Origin of the sequence: Nonomuraea sp. NPDC003709, assembly GCF_040610775.1 — a bacterium.
In the GTDB taxonomy this organism is placed as follows: Bacteria; Actinomycetota; Actinomycetes; order Streptosporangiales; family Streptosporangiaceae; genus Nonomuraea; species Nonomuraea angiospora_A.
The window spans coordinates 201723-223010 of the sequence record NZ_JBEXMW010000003.1; the positions used below are offsets into that span (position 1 = coordinate 201723).

The following is a 21288-nucleotide window of genomic DNA, read 5'->3' on the forward strand; positions in this document are numbered from 1 at the left end:
AATGGGATCAATCTGACGCTAGGTGGGGATTCGTGATCGCTCCAGATGCCTGGAGGGGGGCACTCAGGGGCCGAACACGAAATCCGGGTCTATCTGTGAGGCCAGGTCGGACCCGGTCCGGTCGTTGCCCCACGCGTGGGCGTTGCGCAGGTGGAAGTCCACGGTCTGGCGGCCGAAGCGCGCCCAGTCCTTCTCCTGCTCGTCGAGGGTCTTGCGGAGCACGGCCAGCGCGTCGGCGTTGACCGGCTCCAGGTCGTCGAGCGTGAAGTGGCGGCCCTGCTCCATGGCGCGGACGGCGGCGGAGTGCTCCATCCAGGTGAGCAGGTCGTCGCCCACGTGCTCGCGCAGGAAGTCGACGTCGGACGGGCCGTGGACCTTGTTGCCGACGACGGCCAGCGCGACGTCGTACGCGGCGGCGTACTCGCGGTACTGGCGGTAGACGCTCACGCCCTGCCTGGTCGGCTCCGCGACGAGGAACGTCAGGTCGAACCGGGTGAACAGCCCCGAGGCGAAGGAGTCGGCGCCCGCTGTCATGTCCACCACGACGTACTCGCCGGGGCCGTCGATGAGGTGGTTGAGCAGCAGCTCCACCGCGCCGACCTTCGAGTGGTAGCAGGCCACGCCGAGGTCGTCCTCGCTGAACGGGCCGGTCGCGAGGAGGCGCAGCCCGTCGGGGGTGGTCAGCGCGTACGGGTCGGCGGCCAGGTCCTCGAAGCTCAGCAGCCGGGAGCCGCGGCCGGGCGGGGTGGTCTTGACCATGGCGTCGGCGGAGGGGATGCGGGGGTTGTCGCCGCGCAGCTGCTCCTTGATCTCGGTCAGGTGGGCGCCGAGCGGCTCGGGCTGCCGGTCGAGGCCGAGCACCATGGCCAGGTGCTGGTTGATGTCGGCGTCCACGGCCACCACCGGCCCGCCCTGGCTCGCCACATGTCTGGCGAACAGCGCGGACATCGTCGTCTTGCCACTGCCGCCCTTTCCGACGAACGCCACTCTCACGGCCCCTCCAGGTGGATATGAAAACCGTTTCCGTTGTCATCATGCCACACTCCGTGCTTGGCGTGTGCTGGCAACGCGAAAAGGCCACGTGGACGGGTTTCCACGTGGCCTTTCGGGCGGGGCGATTCAGGTGCAGGTGGCGTCGAGGTTGACCGGGCTCTCCGGGTCCGGTGTCCGCTCGGCGGCGGTGCCGGCCCTGGTCACGGGACCGGCCTCCAGGGTCTCGGCGACCTTGCGGCGGATGAACGACCAGTCGGGGTACGCCGTGTTGATCAGCGGCGGCACGAAGCTGAGGCTGCGGATCTTGGCCTCCTTGACCCGCTGCGCGAGGTCGATGACGGCCGGCAGCAGGTCCTGCGGGAGGTCGGTGGAGATGGCCCGCTTGGTCGCCACGGCCAGCCGCTCGAAGCTGTTGATCACGGTCATCGGGTCGGCCTGCTTGGCGAGCGCGTTGAGCAGGCACTTCTGGCGTCCCATGCGGACGTAGTCGTCGCTGTCGGTGCGCGAGCGGCCGTACCAGAGCGCCTCCTCGCCGGACAGCCTGCGGGTGCCGGCCGGCAGCAGGCCCTCGCGGTACTTGCCGTACACGATGGGCTCCTTGATGGTGACCTTCACACCGCCCATGGCGTCGATGATCTCCGCGAACCCCTTCATGTCCACCAGGGCGTAGTAGTCCACGTTGAGGCCGAGGATGTCGCCGATCGTCTGCTTGATCAGAGCCGGCCCGCGCTGGCGCCGCTCCACGCCCGGCACCACCTCGGGGTGCTCCTCGGCGTACTGGAAGATCTCGTTGAGCAGGCCGGGCGTGTCGGGGCCGGTGCCGGTGAAGCCGTAGGGGAACTGGTCCCTGGCCGGGCCCGCGCGAAATTCGACGCGCTGGAGGTTGCGCGGCAGGCCGAACAGGGTGGTCGCGCCGGTCTCGGTGTCCACGCTGGCCACGGTCATGCTGTCGGTACGCACGCCGGGCCGGTTCGGAGCGGCGTCGCCGCCCAGGAGCAGGAAGTTGACCCGGCGGGCGCCGTTCCACGGGTCCTGGGCCATGATGGGCGCGGTGGCGGTGGTGCTGGGGAACAGGGTGTTCACGACGTCGCGTGACAGGTACGCCAGCCTGGTGGCGTACACCGTCGGGGTCATGATGAGCGCGCAGAGCGCGAGCGTCAGCGCCGTGGTCAGGAAGCGGCCGATCCTGTCGGAGCTCGGCGGGCGCACCAGGACGAAGGACCAGACGACCACGCCGGTCCAGGCGATCGCGATCGCCACCAGCACCACGGTGAACCCGACGAGCCAGCGGGGCTGCACCGCCAGCGACAGCAGGTGAGTGCTGTACGCCGTGAACACCATGAGGATGCCGGCCAGCATCACGACATATCCGAACATGAGCGCCAAGCCCGTCTTACGGCGCTCCGCGGCCAGATGTGCCACTCCCCACAACAAGGACGATGCCAGCGTCAGGGCCATGCTCGCCCCCAGGCCGAATCCCCGCTCTTTCTCCGTCATGCCTGGTCAAACCCCCATTTGCGCGCCCATCCACGCCACCTTAGTAATGCGCTGTGCGGGAAAGACGGTAGGAAGGGACGGGTCAGGTCAATTCCATGTCAAGACCACCTTGAGATATAACGTGAGTGTGCGCAAGCGACACGGAAGCTACGGATTCGACGCTCCCTGGGCGCTGGTCGGCTTGTTGTTCGGAGCGCTCGTGCTCCTGGCCCTGGCGTCGGTCTCGTTCCTGCTCGACATCCCCCTGGCGGGCATCGCGTTCCTGCTCGGCGGGCTCTACACGCTGGCCAGCGCGGCCAGCTACCTCTATACGACGCGGCGCGGCAAGTTCGCGGTCTGGGCCGGTGAGCTCGAGCGGCTGAACGGCGACGAGCTCCTGCTCGACCTCGGCTGCGGCCGGGGCGCGGTGCTGCTGATGGCGGCCCGGCGGCTGGAACACGGCAAGGCGACCGGCATCGACCTGTGGCAGTCGAAGGACCAGTCGGGCAACCGGGAGACCAGGACCAGGGCGAACGCCGCCGCCGAGGGCGTCGCCGACCGCGTCGAGCTGGTGACGGGCGACATGCGCGACCTGCCGTTCGGCGACGGCGCGTTCGACGCGATCGTGTCGAGCCTGGCCATCCACAACATCCCCGACGCCGACGGGCGCGCGCAGGCCGTGCGCGAGGCGCACCGGGTGCTGCGGCCCGGCGGGTTGATGCTGATCGCCGACTTCCAGCACACGGCCGCGTACGAGGACACGCTGCGCTCGCTCGGCGTGGTGGACGTGCGGCGACGCGACGCGGGCTGGCGGTTCTGGTACGGCGGACCGTGGTTCAGCACCGGCATCCTGGAGGTCAGGAAACCCGCGGCCTGAGCCGGCGATGCACATCGCGGTGGAAATCCGGCGAGGGGGTTTGCATGGTCATGCATAGGTGTGTATATACTTCGACTCGTGTCTAAGATGCTCACCTCTCTGCCTGTCGGTGAACGTGTCGGGATCGCCTTCTCCGGTGGCCTCGACACCTCGGTCGCGGTCGCGTGGATGCGCGAGAAGGGCGCGGTGCCGTGCACCTACACCGCCGACATCGGCCAGTACGACGAGCCTGACATCGCCTCGGTGCCCGGCCGAGCCACGGCGTACGGCGCCGAGGTCGCCCGGCTGGTCGACTGCCGGGCGGCGCTCGTGGAGGAGGGGCTCGCGGCCCTGGCCTGCGGGGCGTTCCACATCCGCTCCGGCGGGCGCACCTACTTCAACACCACGCCTCTCGGGCGGGCCGTCACGGGCACCCTGCTCGTACGCGCGATGCTCGATGACAACGTGCTGATCTGGGGAGACGGCTCCACCTTCAAGGGCAACGACATCGAGCGGTTCTACCGCTACGGCCTGCTCGCCAACCCCTCCCTGCGGATCTACAAGCCGTGGCTGGACGCCGACTTCGTCACCGAGCTCGGCGGCCGCAAGGAGATGTCCGAGTGGCTGCTCGCCAACGGGCTGCCCTACCGGGACAGCACGGAGAAGGCGTACTCCACCGACGCGAACATCTGGGGCGCGACCCACGAGGCCAAGGCGCTGGAGCATCTCGACGCGGGCATCGAGATCGTCGAGCCGATCATGGGCGTGCGGTTCTGGGACCCCGACGTCGAGATCGCCGCCGAGGACGTCACGATCGGCTTCGACCAGGGCCGGCCGGTGACCATCAACGGCAAGGAGTTCCCCTCCGCCGTCGACCTGGTCCTGGAGGCCAACGCCATCGGCGGCCGGCACGGCATGGGCATGTCCGACCAGATCGAGAACCGGATCATCGAGGCCAAGAGCCGGGGCATCTACGAGGCGCCGGGCATGGCGTTGCTGCACGCCGCCTACGAGCGGCTGGTCAACGCGATCCACAACGAGGACACCCTGGCCAACTACCACGCCGAGGGGCGGCGGCTGGGCCGGCTGCTGTACGAGGGCCGCTGGCTGGACCCGCAGGCGCTGATGCTGCGCGAGTCGCTGCAGCGCTGGGTCGGCACGGCGGTCACCGGCGAGGTGACCCTGCGGCTGCGGCGCGGCGAGGACTACTCCATCCTGGACACGTCCGGGCCGGCGTTCAGCTACCACCCGGACAAGCTGTCCATGGAGCGCACCGAGGACTCCGCCTTCGGGCCGGTCGACCGCATCGGTCAGCTGACCATGCGCAACCTCGACATCGCCGACACCCGCGCCAAGCTGGAGCAGTACGCCGGGCTCGGCATCGTCGGACCCCAGCACCCGATGCTGAACGACGTGCCGCAGACGGCCTCGACCGAGCTGATCGGCGAGATGCCCGAGGGCGGCGCCGAGGCGATCGCCAACCGTGGCGAGCGCGGCGAGATCCCCGGCGACGACGAGCTGCTCGACCACGCCGCGATGGAGTCCGGCACCGACTGACGAGGAGACGGCCGCGGCTGCCCGGCAGCCGCGGCACCGCCGAACCCCCCGGGAGCCGACGCGTGGCCGAACCGCAGGGCGACGAGCTCTACATCATCGTGTGCGCCGCCGGGCCGGCCCCGGACGTCGGCCGGCTGGTCGCCATGGCGCAGGAGCGGGGCTGGGCCGTCCAGGTCGTCGCCACTCCGTCGGCTCTCGACTTCATCGACGTGGCCGCCCTGGAAGCCCAGACCGGCCGGCCCGTCCGCAGCCGCTATCGCAAGCCGCACGAGCCCAAACCCCCTCGACCGGGCGCGATCATCGTCGCGCCGGCCACGTACAACACGGTCAACAAGTTCGCCGGGGGCATCGCCGACACCTATGCCCTGGGCCTGCTGGCCGAGGCGCCCGGGCTCGGCATCCCTGTCGTCGTGCTGCCCTTCGTCAACAGCGCCCTGGCCGCCCGCCGGCCCTTCCTGCGCAGCATCGACGAGCTGCGCGCCGAAGGCGTCCGGGTCGTGTTCGGCCTGCCACGGCAGGTCGCCACGGACGAGCCGGACGCCGGCGCCCACCGATTCCCCTGGGAACGCGCGCTGTCGGAGCTGTCCTAAGGGCTTGCACCTGACACTGTGTGAGGCGGTATGCCAGGATGTGCCGACTTTCAGGAGGAACATCGTGGCAATGGCTGAGCGGGTCGACGAGATCCTGGGCACGGGCAAGGCGCCGAACTTCCACGGTCTCGTGGTGATGCGGGGCGGGGAGATCGTGCTGGAGCGTTACGGCGCGGGGCCGGACCACCGGCTGGGCGACTCGCTGGGGCACGTCGAGTTCGACCGGGACACGCTGCACGACCTGCGCTCCGTGTCCAAGAGCATGGTGGCGCTGCTGTACGGCATCGCGCTGGGCGAAGGGCTCGTGCCGGAGCCGAGTGCGCCCTTGGTAGCCCAGTTTCCGGAATATCAGGATCTGGTGGCGGATCCGGAGCGCGCTCATCTGACCGTCGAGCACGCGCTGACCATGACCCTCGGCCTCGAATGGGACGAGAGCGCCCCCTACACCAGCCCGGCCAACAGCGAGATCGCGATGGAGCTGGCGCCCGACCGGTACCGGTACCTGCTGGAGCGGCCCGTCGTCGAGGAGGCGGGAAAGCTCTGGCACTACTGCGGCGGAGCCAGCGCCCTGCTCGGCGGCCTGATCGCCCGCAGGGCCGGCAGGCCGCTGGAGGAGTACGCCGCGACCGCGCTCTTCCGCCCGCTCGGGATCGACGCGTTCGAGTGGTCCAAGGGATTCCACGACACGGTGAGCGCCGCGGCCGGCCTTCGGCTGCGGCCGGTCGACCTGGCCGCCGTCGGGCAGCTGGTGCTCGACGGCGGCCGGGGCATCGTGCCCGCCGAGTGGCTCCAGGAGCTGGTGCGGTCGCGGGTGGTGATCGAGGACGGGTTCGAGTACGGCTACCAGTGGTACGTGAACACCAAGGACCGCCACTGGGTCGGCGGCCTCGGGAACGGCGGTCAGCACCTGCTCGTCCTGCCCGAGGAGGAGCAGGTCGTGGCATTGACGGCCGGCGACTACGACCAGAGCGGGGACAGCTCCAAGGCCGTGCTCGAAGCGGTCCTCGCCTCCTGAGGGTTCCTTAGGGAACGAGCAGGATCCGGCCGGTGACCGCGCGGCTCTCCAGGAGGCGGTGGGCCTGCGCGGCCTCCTCCAGCGGCAGCGTACGGTCGATGTAGGCGACGCTGCGCCCGGAGGCGAGCCGGTCGAGCATCGCCGGATAGTGCGTCCCGAACACCTCCCCGGCCCAGCCGGGCCCGCTGCACCCGGTGAGCGTCACCCCGCGTTCCATGAGGTCGGCGGCCGTGACGGCGGCGGGCTCCCCGGTCAGCATCCCGTAGAACAGCATCCGGCCGGAGCCGGGGGTGAGGTGGTCGAGCACCCGCCTGGCCGTGGTGCCGCCGATGGACTCGAACACCACGTCCACCTCGGGCAGCTCGTCGGGCCAGTCGGCCGGGCCGTGGTCGAGCACGAGGTCGGCGCCCAGCTCGGCGGTCCGGTCCCGCTTGGCGGCCGAGCCGGCGGTGGCGATCACCCGCCCGGCCCCGAACTCCTTCGCGTGCCGCACCAGGTACGTCCCCACCGAGCTGCTGCCCGCCTCGACCAGCACGGTCTCCCCGCCGGCGAGGCGTGCCTTGTGCAGCAGGGCGAGGGCCAGCGCGCCGGGTGCCCCCGCGGCCAGCGCCTGGTCCGGCCGCACGCCGTCCGGCACCGGGGCCGTCAGACCGGCCGGGAGCACGGCGTACTCGGCGTACGAGCCGAGCCCGCCGGTGACCCCCACGACCGTGCTCCCGAGCAGCTTCGCGTCCACCCCCTCGCCGACCTCGACCACCTCGCCGGCCGCCTCCGCGCCGATCACGGCGGGCAGCGGCAGCGGGAACGGCAGCGTCCCCGCCCGGATCTGCGTCTCGGCGTAGCTGACGCCGACGGCCTGGGTGCGGATGAGGATCTGGCCCTCTCCTGGGCCGGGGCGCGGCAGGTCCGCGACTTCGAGCCGTTCGGGGCCGCCCTTTTCCGACAGGACGATCGCGCGCATGCGTGAGCTCCTTTAACTGAACCGATGGTCCAGTTAATATATGGACCACTGGTCAAGTTTGTCCATGGGAAAGAATGACCGGATGGAACGTCGAGAGCGGGCCGACGCCGCGCGCAACAGGCAGGCCATCCTGCGGGCGGCCGAGGAGCTGCTGCGGCGGCACCCGCCCGAGCAGGTCTCGGTCGAGCGGGTGGCGGTCGCCGCCGGCGTGGGCAAGGGGACGGTGTTCCACCGGTTCGGGAGCCGCACGGGGCTCATGCTGGAGCTGATGAGCGAGCGGGCGCGCGAGTTCGAGCAGGCGTTCACCGAGGGGCCGCCGCCGCTGGGGCCGGGCGCGGAGCCGGTCGAGCGGCTGGTCGCCTTCTTCGCGGACGTGGCCGTGCTGGCGGCGCGCAACGGGAACCTCGTCAGCGCCATCGAGCACGCCAGGGTCACCACGAAGGCCCACGGCGAGCAGCGCAGGGAGGAGAACCCGATCTACCGGTCCTGGCACCGGCACGTGTCCCGGCTGATCGCCGAAGGGCGGTCCGACGTGGACGCCGAGCAGATCGCCCACATGCTGCTCGGCACGCTGCACATGGAGCCGATCGCGAGCCAGCTGCGGGCCGGGCAGCACGAACGGCTCGCCGCCGGCTTCGCCGACCTGGTCAGAGGGCTGCTGCGTTAGAGGGGCAGGTGGGGGATCGCCGCGTGGAAGGCGGCGACGGCCGCCCTGATCGACGGGTGCTCGCCGTTCCCCTTCCTGAACGCCGCGAGCGTGCGGCGGCTCAGCGGCAGGCGGGTGAGCGTCACCCCGGCCGGCGGGTCGATCGCCGCCAGGTGCGGTACGAGCGCGACCCCCTGCCCGGCGGCGACGAAGGCGAGCACGGTGTCGAAGTCGTCGATGTGGTGCCGTACGAGCGGCTCGAACCCCGCCGCCTGGCACGCCCGGATCGCCATGGTGTGGCAGAGCGTGCCCGGTCTGTCGGTGATCCACGCATCGGCGCGGGCGTCGGCCACGGAGGGCCGGTCGGTCAGGTACATGGGCTCGCTGTACAGCGGCTCCGTCTCGATGGACGCGTCCGTCACGGGCGGCACGAAGTCGTACTCGTGTACGAGCGCCACGTCCAGCTCGCCCGCCCGCAGCGCGGCCGAGACGTCGGCGGGGTCGATCTCGGAGACCATCGGCACCAGCCCGGGATGCGCCCCGGTCAGCTCGACGAGCGCCGGGGGCAGGAGCACGCGGGCCGCCGTCGGGAACGCGCCGATCCGTAGCGGCCCCGAAGGCCCGCCACGCGCGGTGGCGAGCGCCGCCGACGCGCGTTCGAGCTGCTCCAGCACGGCGTGCGCATGCTCGACCAGCAGGTGCCCGGCGGGCGTCAGCGCCACCGTACGGCCGGTGCGCTCTAGCAGCGGCACGCCCGCCTCCCGCTCCAGCGCGCTGAGCTGCTGGGAGACGGCCGAAGGTGTGAACGTCACCGCCTCCGCGACCGCGGCGATGGTGCCGCGCCGGGCGAGTTCGCGGAGGAGGTGGAGCTTGCGCGGATCGAGCATAAGCTGAGCTTAATCTCAAACGAAGAAATCCGCGCTGGACCTAACGGGTCCGGGCAGGACAGGCTCGAACCATGCTGAGAGGACTACACGTACCGCTGGTCACCCCGTTCACCTCGTCGGGAGAGGTGGCCGTGGACGCGATCGAGAAGCTCGCGTCGGACTACCTCGACCAGGGCGCCGCCGGGCTGGTCGCGCTGGGGACGACGGGCGAGGTGGCCGCGCTCGACCCCGGCGAGCGGGAGCTGGTGATCGAGGCGTGCGCGCGGGTGTGCGCGGAGCGGCAGGCGCTGCTGACGGTGGGGGTGACGGGGAACGACACGCGTTCGACGGCCCGGGCTCTGCAAGGCCTGCCCTCGGGGGTCGGCGCCGCGCTGGTGACGGTGCCGTACTTCCTGCGGCCGGGCGAGCGCGGGGTGATCGCGCACTTCGAGGCGCTGGCGGAGGCGACGCCGGTGCCGCTGGTGATCTACCACATCCCGTACCGGACGGGTCAGGCGGTCGGCGCCGCGACCTTCCGGCACCTGGGCGCGCACCCGATGATCGCGGGCATGAAGTACGCGGCGGGCGGGATCGACCAGGACGCGGTGGACCTGCTGGGGGATCTGCCCGAGGGGTTCGAGGTGGTGGGGGGCGACGACGCGTTCATCTCGCCGCTGCTCGCGCTGGGCGCCGTCGGCGGGATCCTCGCCTCGGCGCATCTGCAGACCCGCGGCTACGTCGAGCTGGTGGACGCCTGGAACGCGGGCGACGCGGCCAGGGCGAGGGCGCTCGGGCACCGGCTGGCCAGGCTCTCGGCCGCGCTCTTCGCCGAGCCGAACCCCACCGTGATCAAGGGAGTGCTGCACGCCCAGGGCCTGATCCCGACCCCGGACGTGCGGTTGCCGCTGGTCCCGGCCGGGGAGGCGGCGGTCTCACAGGCTCGCCTGGTAGCGGTACATCCAGGCGAGTGACTCCTGGCTCGCGCTCTTCTTCAGGAAGAACGGCAGCATCAGGTCGCGGAAGACCCGGGCGACCGGGCTCGCGGCCTTGCTGTTGCTGATCGTCCTCGAGTACGCCACCACCCGCTCCGCCCTGGGCCGCCGTTCGGCCTCGAAGCGCTCGAACGCCTTCGTGTGGCTCCCGCTGTCGCGCAGGCACCTGGCCAGCACGACCGCGTCCTCGATGGCCAGCGAGGCGCCCTGGCCGGAGCTGGGTGAGGTGGCGTGCGCGGCGTCCCCGATCAGCAGGACCCGGCCGCGGTGCCAGACGGGCACCGGCGGCAGGTCGTAGATCGGCGACCCCGGATCGACGTCGCTGCGCCGGATGAGCTCGGCGGAGAAGTTCGCGTCGTCCTCGAACGCCCTGACCAGCACCGGCTTCCAGTCCTTCGGAACGTCGCCGAGCCGCCTGGGCAGGTTCGCGAACCACCAGGTCTCGCCCGACTCGGGCACCGCGTAGCCGAAGAACGCGCGCTTGCCGAAGACCATGTTGTAGACGCCCGGCTCGCCGGGGAAGCCGGCGTCCTTGACGATCCCGCCGAAGCTGTAGAGGCCGCTGTAGCGGGCGGCGGGAGCTTGCGGGTCCAGAATCGTGCGGGTGCTCGAGTGCACGCCGTCGCACGCGATCAGCAGGTCGCCCGTCGCCTCCGTGCCGTCCGCGAACCTCGCCGTCACCTGCCTTCCGCTTTCGTCGTACGAGACCAGGCGCTTGCCGTACGTGACCTCGATGCCGCGCCGGGCGGCCTCGTCGCGCATGGTCCGGTAGAGGTCGGAGCGCAGGACGGTGTGGCTCACCGTGCCGTCGTCGAGCCGCAGCCCGTTGGCCACCTCGCCCAGCCGCTTGCCCGAGCCGCTCCACATGACCATGCGCGGGGTGGGGATGGCCTGGGACAATACGTTGTGGTGCGCGCCCAGCACGCGGAGCGCGGCCAGGCCGTTGGAGGCGACGTTCAGGAACGAGCCCACGTCCTCCGCACCCTGCCCGTACGCCTCGAAGATCTCGGCGTCCACACCCACTTCGCGCAGGGCCATCGCCGTGACGGGTCCGGCGATGCCGCAGCCTATGATCAGAGCCTTCATAGTGATAACCTTTCGTTCGGTCGAACGAAATATATGCGGAGGCTTTACCTGTGTCCAGAGATATTTCGGAGCGGCGAAAGAATTTGCTGGAGGCCCTCGGCATGGCGGGGCGGGACAACAGCAACGCCGCCGTGATGTACCACACCGCCATGGGCGAGCGGCTGGGGCTCGGCATGACCGAGGAGAAGACGCTCGACCTGCTGCAGCGCATGGGGCCGCTGACGGCGGGGGAGATCGGCCAGCACGCGGGGCTGGCGCCGGCCACCGTCAGCGGGCTGATCGACCGGCTGGAGTCGAAGTGGCTGGTGCGGCGGGTGCGCGACACCCGGGACCGGCGGCGGGTCATCGTGGAGATCAACTACGAGCGGCTGGCCGGGTTCAGCGAGCTGTTCGAGCCGTTCGTGGCGGCGCTGGGGGAGCTGTACGCGCGGTACACGGATGACGAGCTGGAGCTGATCCTCGACTACGTCACCCGCGCCACGGCCCTCCAACGCGCGGCCACCCGCGACCTGACGACCTAGCCCGCTGTCCTGGGGGTGGGCACAACCCACCCCTTTGCGCCATCACCCGCGACCTCCGGCACGGACACCCTGCACGGCGCACCGGGCTCGGCGGGATGGGGCCCCGGTGTGGCGGCCGGTGGGTGGGATCACGGGCCGCCGCACCAGAGCGAGCGAACCGGGGCCGGTTGCCTAGCGGTCGGCTTCGCGAACGGTCGTGTCCACCTCGCCCACGCGGTCGGCTTCGCGGATGGCGGTGCCGACCTCGCTCACGCGGTCGGCCAGCAGGCCGAGGGCGCCCACGGCCCGGGCCATCGGGTCGTCGTCGGCGCCGCCCAGGGCCTTGGCCCTGAGGTAGGCGGTCTTGATCTCCGCCCAGCGTCCGGCCTGGGCGGGGGTGAGGCGGCCGCGCAGTTCGGCCAGTTTGAGCAGGTTGGCCTCGGCGTCCGTGGTCAGGGTCTGGGCCTCTCCCAGGTAGTGGTCGTCGATCACCGCTTCCAGCTCGGCGTCGTTCATGGCGGGGACGATGCGCTCGGCCAGCTTGTTCATGTTGCGGTACGAGCCCTGCAGCCGGTACGGGGGCTCGGTGCGGGCCGCGTCGGACTGGGCGGCCGAGGCGATGTAGGCCTGGTTGTTGGCCAGCACGACCTCCTGAACGCGTACGAGCTTGGCCAGCACGCTGAGGATCTGATCCAGCTCCGGCTTGCTGTACGGGTGACGGAGCTGGTCGGGCTGGACGGTCGTGTCGCCCCTGGCGAGCCGTACGAGGAGCTCGACGTCCGCGCGGTCGCGGCCGGAGAGCGGCGCGAGCACCGGGTTGGAGGTCAGCGCGTTATCCACATAGCTCAGCGCGAACAGGTCGTCCTTGCCCGACAGGACGTCGCCCAGGTTCCAGACGTCGGCGCGGTTGGCCAGCATGTCGGGAATGCGGAAACGCTGGCCGGACTCGGTGTACGGGTTGCCCGCCATGCACACCGCGAACCGCTTGCCACGCAGGTCGTACGTGCGGGTGCGGCCGTTCCACACGCCCTCGATGCGCCGCTGGGCGTCACAGAGCGAGATGAACTTCTGCAGCAGCTCCGGCGAGGTGTGCTGGATGTCGTCGAGGTAGAGCAGCGTGTTGTTGCCCGTCTCCAGCGCGAACGAGATCTTCTCCACCTCCTGCCTGGCCGTCGCGTCGGGCGCGTCCGCCGGGTCCAGCGAGGTCACCTCGTGGCCCAGGGCCGGGCCGTTCACCTTGACGAACACCAGGCCCAGGCGGCTGGCCACGTACTCCATCAGGGTCGTCTTGCCGTAGCCGGGCGGTGAGATGAGCAGGAGGAGGCCCATCTGGTCGGTACGCTTGCCCGCGCCCGCCGCGCCGAGCTGCTTGGCCAGGTTGTCGCCGATCAGCGGCAGGTACACCTCGTCGAGCAGGCGGTTGCGCACGAAGGCGCTCATGACCTTGGGCTTGTACTCGTCCAGGCGCAGGCGGTGGCGCTCGGCCTCGACCAGCTCGCTCCTGCGCCGCTGGTAGGCCCGGTACGCCGGGACGCGCTCCTGGCGGAAGCGGCGTGTCCTGGTGAGGAGCTCGTCCAGCCGGATGTCGAGTTTGCGGTCCTTGATGCGGGGGTGGGCGCCCAGGAGGCCGTCCACGGTCTCCTGGACGGCGGCGCTGGAGTCGTGGCGGGGGACGTCGCACAGCTGCACCGCGATGGCCTCCGCCACCTCGGGGCCCTGGTGGTAGGCGGCCATCCAGGCGTGGGCCAGTTGCAGGCGCTCGGGGAGCGGGACGCTCTTGAGCTCGTCCTCGAACTCCCGGAGCTTGGCCGGGCCCAGGGTCTGGCGGAAGCCGTCGAGGAGGTCGCGCGCCGCCTTGCCGGTCACGAACCCGAACGGGCTGCTGCCCAGCTCCTCGACGAGATACTCCCCCGCAAGCCCGGCCCCCGTGACGGTAGGGTCGGGCGCCGGCGTGCGGAGGCCCGCTGCCAGCGCGCCCGGTGGGTTCGGGCGGAGGCCGCCGACGAAGTCCGCGATCAACGTCTCCAGCTCGACCGCCAGCGAGTCCAGGGCAGGGGTGGGGCCGAAGACGGCGCGGGCGCGGACGAGCGACACGGCGCGCGTGGTGAATGTTTTACGTGAAACCTCGTCCAACCCGAAGGCCCAGAACAGCTGCGCCGCCGCCCGCACCTCGGCCGGGTACCGCAGCAACCCCGCCCCCGACCGCAGCCGTACCAGCACGTCCAGGATGGCAGCGGCGTCGTGGTCGTGGACCCCGCGCTCGTACCCCTCGTCATAGCGCGACTCCACCGCCTGCCGCACCGCGTCCTCAAGAGCGACGCCGGGGGAGAGGGAGTCCAGGAGCGAGGCGGCCAGGTGCTCGCCCCGGTACACCTCAGGCGTCTCCGACACCAGCAGCTGGTCCCAGAAGGGCCGGGTGTCGGCGAAAGAGGCGGGCACCGGCGAGCGGTAGTCGGTCCCGGTGATCGCGAAGTGCATGGACACGCGCTCATGCTCACGGCCGCTTCCGGGCTCGTTTGACCCGCTCCCGTGCGGCACCAGCGTCAGGTCGATGGGCTGGGTGTTGACGGCGAAGCGGTGGCGGCCGAGCCGGAGCGTCTCCCCGCCGTCGGAGAAGAGGTCGAGGCGATCCCGGAGGGCCCGGCCCGCCTCCTGCTGGGCGGACTTGACGCGCCCGTCCAGCTCCTCGGCCCGTACGGCGTCCCCGAGCGAGCGCAGCTCGACGGCGGCCGAGCGGACCTTGGCCACCATCGGGTCGGTGGCGAAGTACGTGTTGACATCGTCCAGGGAGGCGAGGGCGCCGAGGCGGCGGGTGATGCTGCCCAGGATGCGTTCGGCGGAGGCGAAGACGCGGTCGGCGCGCCGGGCGAGGTCGTCGAGCTGGGTCTGCTTGCGGGCCGAGAACGCCTCGTAGACGTCCTCCCGCTTGGCCGACAGCTGCGCCGCGAAGTCGTCGAACTCGCCGAAGCGCGACTCCAGGGTCTCCAGCTGCAGCATCAGCCGCCCGAGCTGTTCGTCGCACTTGGCCGGGGTGTCCGCCATCGCCAGCGCGCCCGTGATGGCCTGGCCGAGCAGGGCGAACTCGGCGGCGAACGCGGCCCGCCCCTCCGTCCCGAGCAGCTCGCGCCGGCGCCCGTCCAGGATGGCGCGCGCCCGGTTCACCCCGCCGAGGACCTCGGCGATCCGGCCCAGGATGGAGGTGCGTACGGTCGCGTCGGCGATGTCCAGCGAGCCGACGACCTCCGTCACCACCTCCAGTCCCTCCGCCTGCGCGGCCAGCCGGTCCGCTACGGGGGCGGCCTCCGCGACCGTGCCGATCGCGGCCGCCCCGGCGGCGAGCTCCTCGACGGCCGCGTGGTAGGCGGTGAACGCGTCCGCACCCTGCAGGAACTCGACCGCCCGCCTGCCGACGGACGCCAGCTCCTCCGTCACGGAGGAGGACAGCGCGTCCAGGCCGGCCAGGTCGATGTAGCGGGTCTCGCGCAACGTCACCAGGCGGCCCTGGGCCCGCCGCAGCGTGGCCAGCGTGTCGACCCAGGCGTCCGCGGTGACGGGACTGTCCGCCCGCGCCTCGCGTACCAGGTGGGTGGTTTCCTCGGAGGCGGTGGCGAGCGCCTCGGCGGCCTGGCGGGTGAGCTGCTCGACGTTCTCGTACTCGTCCAGCACCTGCTCGGCCGTGGCCCGCACGTCGGCGAGCGGCCCGCTCAGGCCGTGCTCCTCGAGCCAGTGATAGGAGTCGAACGTCCGCGTGCAGGCCGCGATCAGCCCTTCGAACGTCCCCGCGGACGCCGCCATCTCCTCGACCATCCGCGACACGGACAGGCAGTCGGAGATGCCGCGCACCAGCTCCGCGTTGCCGATGCGCTCCAGGGGTCCCGTCCCGGCGGGCTGGGCGGCGGCGTACGTGTCGGAGACGTACGGCGTCTGCCAGACCTGCATCGGGTGCACCCGGGTGGGCTCGTCGGAGGTCGCGCGGAAGACCACCATAGTGCCGTCGTCGAACAGCGAGTAGCCGTGACAGACGATGGGGTTGGCGACCTCCTTCCTGATCACGTTGTACGGCAGCAGCAGCGAGCGCCCGTCACCCCTGGCGTGGAAGACGTACAGGACGTCCTCGCCGTTGGGCGAGCGGACCACCCGCTCGAACTCCAGGTCCGTCACGTCCGTGTCGAACGTCTTGCTGGCCCCGGTCGCCAGGTAGTAGCCGCCGGGGAAGATCAGCCCCTGGTCCTCGGGCAGGCGCTGGCACGCCTGGCCGAGGCCGTCGAGTCTGATGACCGCCTTGGTGCGGGTGTTGAAGACCAGGTGGCGCCACTCGGTCTCCTTGTACGGCCTGATCCGCATGAGGACGAGCGGCCCGACCCTGGCGTACTCGACGTCGGCGTCCGCCAGGCTCTGCAGCGGTTCGGCGACCGGCTCGGCGTAGATGCCGGCGCCGGTCTCCGTGTTGTTCTCGATCTTGATGGTCAGGTCGCCGCCGACCGTCTCGACGAACACCTCTCCCTCGATCGAGATGTGCGGGTGCCGTCCGAGCACGTGGTCGTCGCGCGTGGTCGGCGTCCACTCGAAGTCGTGGGACGGGGGGAAGGTGTGGTCCCGCTCCCCCCGGCTATCCACATATTTCGGGACTCCGCCGTTGTCGACCGTCCACCGCAGCACCCGCAGGTCCGCCGGCCCCGTCTGGAACACCGCCAGCAGCTTGCCCTCGACCCGCCGCAGCTGCTGCAGCCTGGTCTCCTTGTAGTACCGGTACAGCTCGGCGAAGTCCTTCTTGAACGCCGGATCGTCCAGCGTCTCCAGCTTGTCGGCGTCGAACCTGAACGCGTCACCGTCCCTGGAGAACCGGTGCACCGCGAACACGTCCGCCACCGCCGTCTCCGGCTTCAGCCCGATGAAGACGTTGTAGCCGAAGAGCATCACGTCGCCCAGGGAGACGATGTCCCTGGGGACGCAGTTGTTCTCCGTGCGGATCCGCTCGGTGCCCAGCAGGCGCAGCTCCGCGCCCCCGAACACCTTCAGCCGCGCCCCGTTGAGCGCCTCGGCCGCCGCCGTCAGGGTCTTGGCCTGGGCCTGGAGCCTGTTCCTGAGGACCTCGTAAGTCCCCGCCTCCAGCTCGGTCACCGAGCGGCCCCGGCGAGCGCCGCCACGGGGGAGTCGGCCACGCCGAGCCTGCGGGCCGTCTCCAGCAGCTCGCCGAGCGCCGTCGCCTGCGGGCCGCCGTCCTGGATGAGCCGCATGAGGAGGGCGGAGACGGTCAGGTTCTTGATGTCCTCGGTACGCACGCCGCCGATCACGTTCGCCAGGTCGGTCGCCAGGCTGGCCGAGCCGTTCACGTACGGCGAGACCAGCGCGCCCGCGACCTGCGAGTGGTCCACGAACCCGTCGACCACCTTGCCCGCGGTGATGGACCCGACCACCTTGTCGAAGAACATCGTGTCGCCGCCGACGATGTCGATGTTCGCCTTGGCGAGACCGGCGGCCAGCACGCTGGCCTGCGACTCCGCCACCTGCCGCGACACGTCGATGTGCTTGAGCCTGATCTCCTTGTCGGCCTCCAGGCGCAGGCGGTACTCCTCGTGCGCCCTGCTGGCCTCGTCCAGCGCCGCCATCGCGGCCGCCTTCTGCGTGAGACCCTCGGCCTCGGCCTTGAGCTTCTCGCCCACCGCGGCCGCCCCGGCCAGCGCCATCGCCTGCTCACCCGCGGCCTGCGCCTTGAGCCGGTCGCCCTCGACCAGCGCCATGGACTTGGCGCCCTCGGCCTCGGCGGCCAGCCGCTCCTTCAGCACCAGCGCCTCCGCGCGGCCCACCTTCTCGATGGCCTCGGCGTCGCGCTCCTTGACCTGCACCTCCGCCAGCCCTGCCGCGGCCGACTCGGCCTGGATGCCCTCGGCCAGCCGGATCTTGGCCCTGGTCTCCAGCTCGGCCGCCTGCTGCCTGGCCTCGGCGAGCACCAGCTCCTCGCGCGCTCTGAACTTGGACGCGGCCTCCGCGGCCTCGGCCGCCTTGATGTCCTTGACCAGGTTCTCCTGGGCCTCGGCCTCGGCGGCGATGATCACGGTCTGGCGGGTGCGCTCGGCCTCCTCGACCACGCGCAGCCGCTTGATGCTCTCCTCCTGCTCGGCCACGGTCTTGTCGACGGCGATGCGCTCGCGGATGACCTCGGCGATGGTCCGCTTCTCGGTCTCGACCTCTTTGTCCTTGGCGATGCGCGACAGCTCGGTCTCCCGCTCGCGGGCGATGACCTCCAGCACGCGGTCCTTCTCGATCCGCTCGGACTCGATCGCGATCACGCGCTCGCGGTTCTTCTCGGCGACCGCGATCTCACGGGCGCGGTTCTCGTTCTGCACGCCGAGCTGCTCGTCGGCCTTGATGTTCGCGCTCTGGGCGCGCAGCCGCTCCTCGGCCTGCACGCGGGCGATCTCCGCCTCCTCGCGGGCCTTGACGGTCTCGATCTCCCGCCGCTGCTTGAGCTCGGCGTCGGCCTGGCGGCGCTGCAGCTCCAGGATGGCCTCGCGGGCGTCGACGTTCTGGCGGGTGATCTCCTTCTCCTCGTTGCGCTGGAACTCGTTCGTGCGCACGTGCTCGATCGCCGTCAGCTCGGTGATCTTGCGGATGCCCTGCGCGTCGAGGATGTTGCTCTTGTCGAGCTGCATGAGCGAGGTCTGCTCGAGGTAGTCGATGGCGGCGTCCTCGAGGCTGTAGCCGTTCAGGTCCGTGCCGATGAGCCGGACGATCTGGTCCCTGAACTCGTCGCGCTTGGTGTAGAGGTCCACGAAGTCGAGCTGCTTGCCGGCCGTCTTGAGCGCCTCGGAGAACTTCGCGCTGAACAGCTCCTGCAGCGTCGACTCGTCACTGGCGCGCACGGTGCCGATGGCCTGGGCGACCTTGATGACGTCCTCGGCGGTCTTGTTCACGCGGACGAAGAACGTGATCTTGATGTCGGCCCTGATGTTGTCCTGGCAGATGAGCCCTTCGCGGCCGGTCCGCTCGATCTCGATGGTCTTGACCGAGATGTCCATGGTCTCGGCTTTGTGGACGACCGGTAAGACGACGGCGCCGGTGAACGTCACGTCCACTTTGTTGACCTTGGAGATGATCAGTGCCTTGCCCTGATCCACCTTGCGGAAAAGGCGGCCGATGACGGCGAGCAGGCCAATCACGATGACCAGGATGACGGCGAGAAATACGCCGAAGCCGGTGGAGATGACGTCCATCAGTGCTCACTTTCGTAGGGCATGACCCAGAAGAATTCGCCGTCTTTGTCGTATTCGAAGATGAGTGCGTCGTCGCCGCGGGCGAGGCGGTCCTCGCCGGTCGTGCGTACCTGCACGATCGCGGACGAGCCGTCGGCGGCCGTGACCTCGGCCTGGCCGAAGTCAGGGGTGGTCGCGCCGGTGCGGATCACACACATCTGGCCGACGAAGTCACCACGCGAGTGCCGGTCCCCGGCGGGGAACAGCCTGCGTAGCGGACCCAGCAGGCCACGGATGGCCAGCCAGGCCCCGGCCGGTGCGGCGAAGGGGACGGCGATCAGCAGGCCGCCACTCGCCACCACGCTGCCTATCAGGCAGAGCAACCAGGCCAGGGCAATCAACAGCGAAAGCACGATCCCGGCCGGGACTCCCCCGAGGCCCAGCCAGGTGGCGTCATCTTCCAGTTCGAACAGCCCGGTGATCACGGTCAGCCAATAGCCGATGACCACCACGAGAAGGAAAGTGAAAATGACCGTCGGAAAGCTCAGTACGGTGTCTAAGAACTCGATCATCCCGCCCCGTGTGCCCATCCCCCGTTGATGTCCTGACGGACTATATACAGATAAAGCACGACTAAAGCGGAAAGTTCCCGAAAAGTCTGGCGACTTTTCCCTGCTTGACCTCTACTTAGGTTGAGGTTGCAGGGTTGGGCTCATGACTGACGTGATGAGAGCCGCGGCCTTCGCCGAACCCGGCGGCCCGGAGGTCCTGAAGGTGATGGAGCTGCCCGCGCCGCAGGCGGGTCCCGGCCAGGTCAGGGTGCGGGTGCGCGCGGCCGGCGTGCAGCCGTTCGACACGGCCGTACGGGCGGGGTGGTTGCCGCCGTACATGGGCCCCACCCCCTTCCCGCGCATTCCGGGCAACGAGTTCGCGGGCGTGGTGGACCAGGTGGGCGACGGGGTGACCGGGGTGTCCACGGGGGACGAGGTGCTCGGGTTCTCGGCGCTGTACGCCTATGCCGAGTACATCGTGGTGCCGGGGACGGACGTGGCGCCCAAGCCGGCGGAGGTGCCGTGGGAGGTGGCCGGCGGGCTGACCTCGGGTGTGCAGACCGCCGAGCTGGCGATCGACGGGCTCGGCCTCGCGGAGGGCGAGACGCTGCTCGTGCACGGCGCGGCGGGGTCCGTGGGCACGGCCGCCGTGCAGATCGCCCGGCGGCGCGGGGCCACGGTGATCGGCACGGCCCGCGAGGCCAACCACGACTACCTGCGCGATCTCGGCGCCATCCCGGTGGTCTACGGCGAAGGGCTCGCCGACCGGGTACGCGCGCTCGCCCCGGACGGTGTGGACGCCGCGCTCGACGGGGCCGGAGGTCACGCGCTGGAGGTCTCGATCGAGCTGGTCAAGGACCGCGCCCGGATCGTCACGCTGGTCGAGCACGGCAAGGCGGCCGAGCTGGGCGTCCGGGTGGTGCAGGGGCAGCGCTCCGCCGAGCGGCTCGGGCGCTATGCCCGCCTGTACGCCGAGGGCGCCTTCACGTTCCCGGTACGCAGGACGTACCCGCTGGAGGACGCGGCGGAGGCGCACCGGGAGATCGAGACCGGCCACGGCCAGGGCAAGATCGTCCTTCAGATCCGCTGACGCACGGCCTCGGCCACGGCGAGGCCGATCTCGTTGAGCTCGGTCTCCCCGTCCTTGACGTCCCACAGGGCGTTCTGCAGCACCCGGCCGAGCGTCCACCCGGCAGCCCGCCGGGGGTCGAGGCCGAGCCGGTCCACCATGAGGTCGAAGCGGCGCAGCACGGCCCGCCGCACGTCGCCGGTCGCGACCACGTCGTCCCAGCGGTTGTGCAGGGCGGGCAGCAGGTCGAACCCCGGGTCGCCCGCCAGCGGCTTGGGGTCGATGCTCAGCCACGGCTCCCGGTCGGCGGCCAGCACGTTGTCGTAGTGCAGGTCCCAGTGCAGCAGCCGGTCGCCCGGCTCGGGGACGAGCTCACCGACGGCGCCCGCGCAGTAGCGGATCCAGTGGCGGTCGCTCTCGCGGGGCAGCTTCGCCACGGCCCCGTCCACGTCGTCCAGCATGGCCCGCGCGATGTCGCCCAGCCGGCGCATCCCCTCGGGTGCCAGGTAGGACACCAGGCGGGCCAGGAGGTCCGCGAGGATGCCCAGGGCCTTCATGTCGTCCGGCATGCCGGACAGGGAGCGGTCGGCCTCCAGCCGTTCGAGCAGCAGGGTGCCGGTCCCGGGGTCGGAGTCGAGCAGCAGCACCGACGCGTCACCGGCCCAGGTGCGCAGGCCGGGGGCCTCGGTGGCGTTCTCGTCGTTGACGGGCTGGAGCTTGAGCGCCGCCTTCGTGCCGTCCTCGCGTACGACGGGCAGCACGAGGGACACCACCCCGTGCCTGGACTCCCCGTCCAGCCGCAGCGCCCACTCCTCCAGGTAACGCTCGGCCAGCGCGGGCAGCCCCGCGGACCAGGCGCGACCGGCCTCCCCGTCGTATTTCACGTGGGACTCGGTCAACGCCTCCGGCACCCTGATCTTCATGCCCCCAGTCTGCC

At 70.7% G+C, this 21288-nt stretch carries 17 protein-coding genes; 8 read left to right on the forward strand and 9 right to left on the reverse strand.

What is annotated here, in order from left to right; translation table 11 throughout:
• Positions 1 to 63: 63 nt before the first annotated feature.
• Both ABZX61_RS09625 and ABZX61_RS09630 read right to left on the reverse strand, forming a co-directional pair.
• Positions 64 to 993, reverse strand: a complete 930-nt coding sequence (locus ABZX61_RS09625; protein ID WP_355193040.1) for an ATP-binding protein — start codon at positions 991 to 993, stop codon at positions 64 to 66.
• 126 nt (positions 994 to 1119) lie between these two features.
• Entirely contained in the window at positions 1120 to 2490 is a 1371-nt protein-coding gene (locus tag ABZX61_RS09630) for an LCP family protein (RefSeq protein WP_350724039.1), read from the reverse strand.
• Positions 2491 to 2617: 127 nt separating this feature from the next.
• Here ABZX61_RS09630 and ABZX61_RS09635 point away from each other — a divergent pair, with 127 nt between their 5' ends.
• The 4 genes from ABZX61_RS09635 (at position 2618) to ABZX61_RS09650 (ending at position 6487) form a co-directional block, all read left to right on the forward strand.
• On the forward strand, positions 2618 to 3346 hold the full coding sequence (locus tag ABZX61_RS09635; RefSeq protein WP_350724037.1) for a class I SAM-dependent methyltransferase: 729 nt from the start codon (positions 2618 to 2620) through the stop codon (positions 3344 to 3346).
• Positions 3347 to 3424: 78 nt separating this feature from the next.
• The gene (argG, locus tag ABZX61_RS09640; protein ID WP_355193043.1) at positions 3425 to 4882 is read left to right on the forward strand and encodes an argininosuccinate synthase; all 1458 of its coding nucleotides are present in this window, start codon (positions 3425 to 3427) and stop codon (positions 4880 to 4882) included.
• Positions 4883 to 4944: 62 nt separating this feature from the next.
• Positions 4945 to 5472, forward strand: coding sequence for a flavoprotein (locus tag ABZX61_RS09645; protein WP_350724033.1), 528 nt, complete (start codon positions 4945 to 4947; stop codon positions 5470 to 5472).
• Between the two features lie 70 nt (positions 5473 to 5542).
• Entirely contained in the window at positions 5543 to 6487 is a 945-nt protein-coding gene (locus tag ABZX61_RS09650) for a serine hydrolase (RefSeq protein ID WP_355193045.1), read from the forward strand.
• Positions 6488 to 6494: 7 nt separating this feature from the next.
• Here ABZX61_RS09650 and ABZX61_RS09655 read toward each other — a convergent pair whose 3' ends face one another.
• A complete protein-coding gene (locus ABZX61_RS09655) occupies positions 6495 to 7448 on the reverse strand; it encodes a zinc-binding dehydrogenase (RefSeq protein ID WP_355193047.1) in 954 nt (317 codons plus the stop codon).
• An 82-nt stretch (positions 7449 to 7530) separates the two neighbouring features.
• Here ABZX61_RS09655 and ABZX61_RS09660 point away from each other — a divergent pair, with 82 nt between their 5' ends.
• Positions 7531 to 8115 carry a TetR/AcrR family transcriptional regulator gene (locus ABZX61_RS09660; RefSeq protein ID WP_350724028.1) on the forward strand — a complete coding sequence of 195 codons (585 nt, stop codon included), beginning with the start codon at positions 7531 to 7533 and terminating at the stop codon, positions 8113 to 8115.
• Here the strand turns inward: ABZX61_RS09660 and ABZX61_RS09665 are convergent.
• Positions 8112 to 8981 (reverse strand): LysR family transcriptional regulator, encoded by an 870-nt coding sequence (locus tag ABZX61_RS09665; protein WP_355193050.1) that lies wholly within the window; start codon positions 8979 to 8981, stop codon positions 8112 to 8114. The two genes, ABZX61_RS09660 and ABZX61_RS09665, sit on opposite strands and share 4 nt — an antisense overlap.
• A gap of 71 nt (positions 8982 to 9052) precedes the next feature.
• Here ABZX61_RS09665 and ABZX61_RS09670 point away from each other — a divergent pair, with 71 nt between their 5' ends.
• On the forward strand, positions 9053 to 9931 hold the full coding sequence (locus tag ABZX61_RS09670; protein WP_350724025.1) for a 4-hydroxy-tetrahydrodipicolinate synthase: 879 nt from the start codon (positions 9053 to 9055) through the stop codon (positions 9929 to 9931).
• Here ABZX61_RS09670 and ABZX61_RS09675 read toward each other — a convergent pair.
• Entirely contained in the window at positions 9893 to 11038 is a 1146-nt protein-coding gene (locus ABZX61_RS09675; RefSeq protein ID WP_350724023.1) for an NAD(P)/FAD-dependent oxidoreductase, read from the reverse strand. The genes ABZX61_RS09670 and ABZX61_RS09675 overlap by 39 nt on opposite strands.
• Before the next feature lie 50 nt (positions 11039 to 11088).
• On the opposite strand from ABZX61_RS09675, the gene ABZX61_RS09680 reads away from it, so the two are divergent.
• A complete protein-coding gene (locus ABZX61_RS09680) occupies positions 11089 to 11559 on the forward strand; it encodes a MarR family transcriptional regulator (RefSeq protein WP_350724022.1) in 471 nt (156 codons plus the stop codon).
• Between the two features lie 171 nt (positions 11560 to 11730).
• Here ABZX61_RS09680 and ABZX61_RS09685 read toward each other — a convergent pair whose 3' ends face one another.
• The 3 genes from ABZX61_RS09685 to ABZX61_RS09695 are packed head-to-tail and all read right to left on the reverse strand — an operon-like array spanning position 11731 to position 19303.
• Positions 11731 to 16659, reverse strand: a complete 4929-nt coding sequence (locus ABZX61_RS09685; protein WP_355193053.1) for a DNA repair ATPase — start codon at positions 16657 to 16659, stop codon at positions 11731 to 11733.
• Complete coding sequence (locus tag ABZX61_RS09690) at positions 16656 to 18752, reverse strand: flotillin family protein (protein WP_355193055.1); 2097 nt, start codon at positions 18750 to 18752, stop codon at positions 16656 to 16658. Before ABZX61_RS09690 ends, ABZX61_RS09685 begins: the two co-directional genes overlap by 4 nt.
• Entirely contained in the window at positions 18752 to 19303 is a 552-nt protein-coding gene (locus ABZX61_RS09695) for a hypothetical protein (protein ID WP_355193057.1), read from the reverse strand. Before ABZX61_RS09695 ends, ABZX61_RS09690 begins: the two co-directional genes overlap by 1 nt.
• A gap of 154 nt (positions 19304 to 19457) precedes the next feature.
• Here ABZX61_RS09695 and ABZX61_RS09700 point away from each other — a divergent pair, with 154 nt between their 5' ends.
• The gene (locus ABZX61_RS09700; protein WP_355194045.1) at positions 19458 to 20372 is read left to right on the forward strand and encodes an NADP-dependent oxidoreductase; all 915 of its coding nucleotides are present in this window, start codon (positions 19458 to 19460) and stop codon (positions 20370 to 20372) included.
• On the opposite strand, the gene ABZX61_RS09705 is transcribed toward ABZX61_RS09700, so the two are convergent.
• Positions 20360 to 21274, reverse strand: a complete 915-nt coding sequence (locus ABZX61_RS09705; protein WP_355193059.1) for an aminoglycoside phosphotransferase family protein — start codon at positions 21272 to 21274, stop codon at positions 20360 to 20362. The two genes, ABZX61_RS09700 and ABZX61_RS09705, sit on opposite strands and share 13 nt — an antisense overlap.
• Positions 21275 to 21288 lie beyond the last annotated feature (14 nt).

Excerpts from the sequence above, each read along its gene's own strand:
- ABZX61_RS09630 (WP_350724039.1), bottom strand. The coding sequence starts at position 2,490 with ATGACGGAGAAAGAGCGGGGATTCGGCCTGGGGGCGAGCATGGCCCTG.
- ABZX61_RS09650 (WP_355193045.1), top strand. The coding sequence starts at position 5,543 with ATGGCTGAGCGGGTCGACGAGATCCTGGGCACGGGCAAGGCGCCGAAC.
- ABZX61_RS09655 (WP_355193047.1), bottom strand. The coding sequence starts at position 7,448 with ATGCGCGCGATCGTCCTGTCGGAAAAGGGCGGCCCCGAACGGCTCGAA.
- ABZX61_RS09660 (WP_350724028.1), top strand. The coding sequence starts at position 7,531 with ATGGAACGTCGAGAGCGGGCCGACGCCGCGCGCAACAGGCAGGCCATC.
- ABZX61_RS09665 (WP_355193050.1), bottom strand. The coding sequence starts at position 8,981 with ATGCTCGATCCGCGCAAGCTCCACCTCCTCCGCGAACTCGCCCGGCGC.
- ABZX61_RS09670 (WP_350724025.1), top strand. The coding sequence starts at position 9,053 with ATGCTGAGAGGACTACACGTACCGCTGGTCACCCCGTTCACCTCGTCG.
- ABZX61_RS09675 (WP_350724023.1), bottom strand. The coding sequence starts at position 11,038 with ATGAAGGCTCTGATCATAGGCTGCGGCATCGCCGGACCCGTCACGGCG.
- ABZX61_RS09690 (WP_355193055.1), bottom strand. The coding sequence starts at position 18,752 with ATGGACGTCATCTCCACCGGCTTCGGCGTATTTCTCGCCGTCATCCTG.
- ABZX61_RS09695 (WP_355193057.1), bottom strand. The coding sequence starts at position 19,303 with ATGATCGAGTTCTTAGACACCGTACTGAGCTTTCCGACGGTCATTTTC.
- ABZX61_RS09700 (WP_355194045.1), top strand. The coding sequence starts at position 19,458 with ATGAGAGCCGCGGCCTTCGCCGAACCCGGCGGCCCGGAGGTCCTGAAG.
- ABZX61_RS09705 (WP_355193059.1), bottom strand. The coding sequence starts at position 21,274 with ATGAAGATCAGGGTGCCGGAGGCGTTGACCGAGTCCCACGTGAAATAC.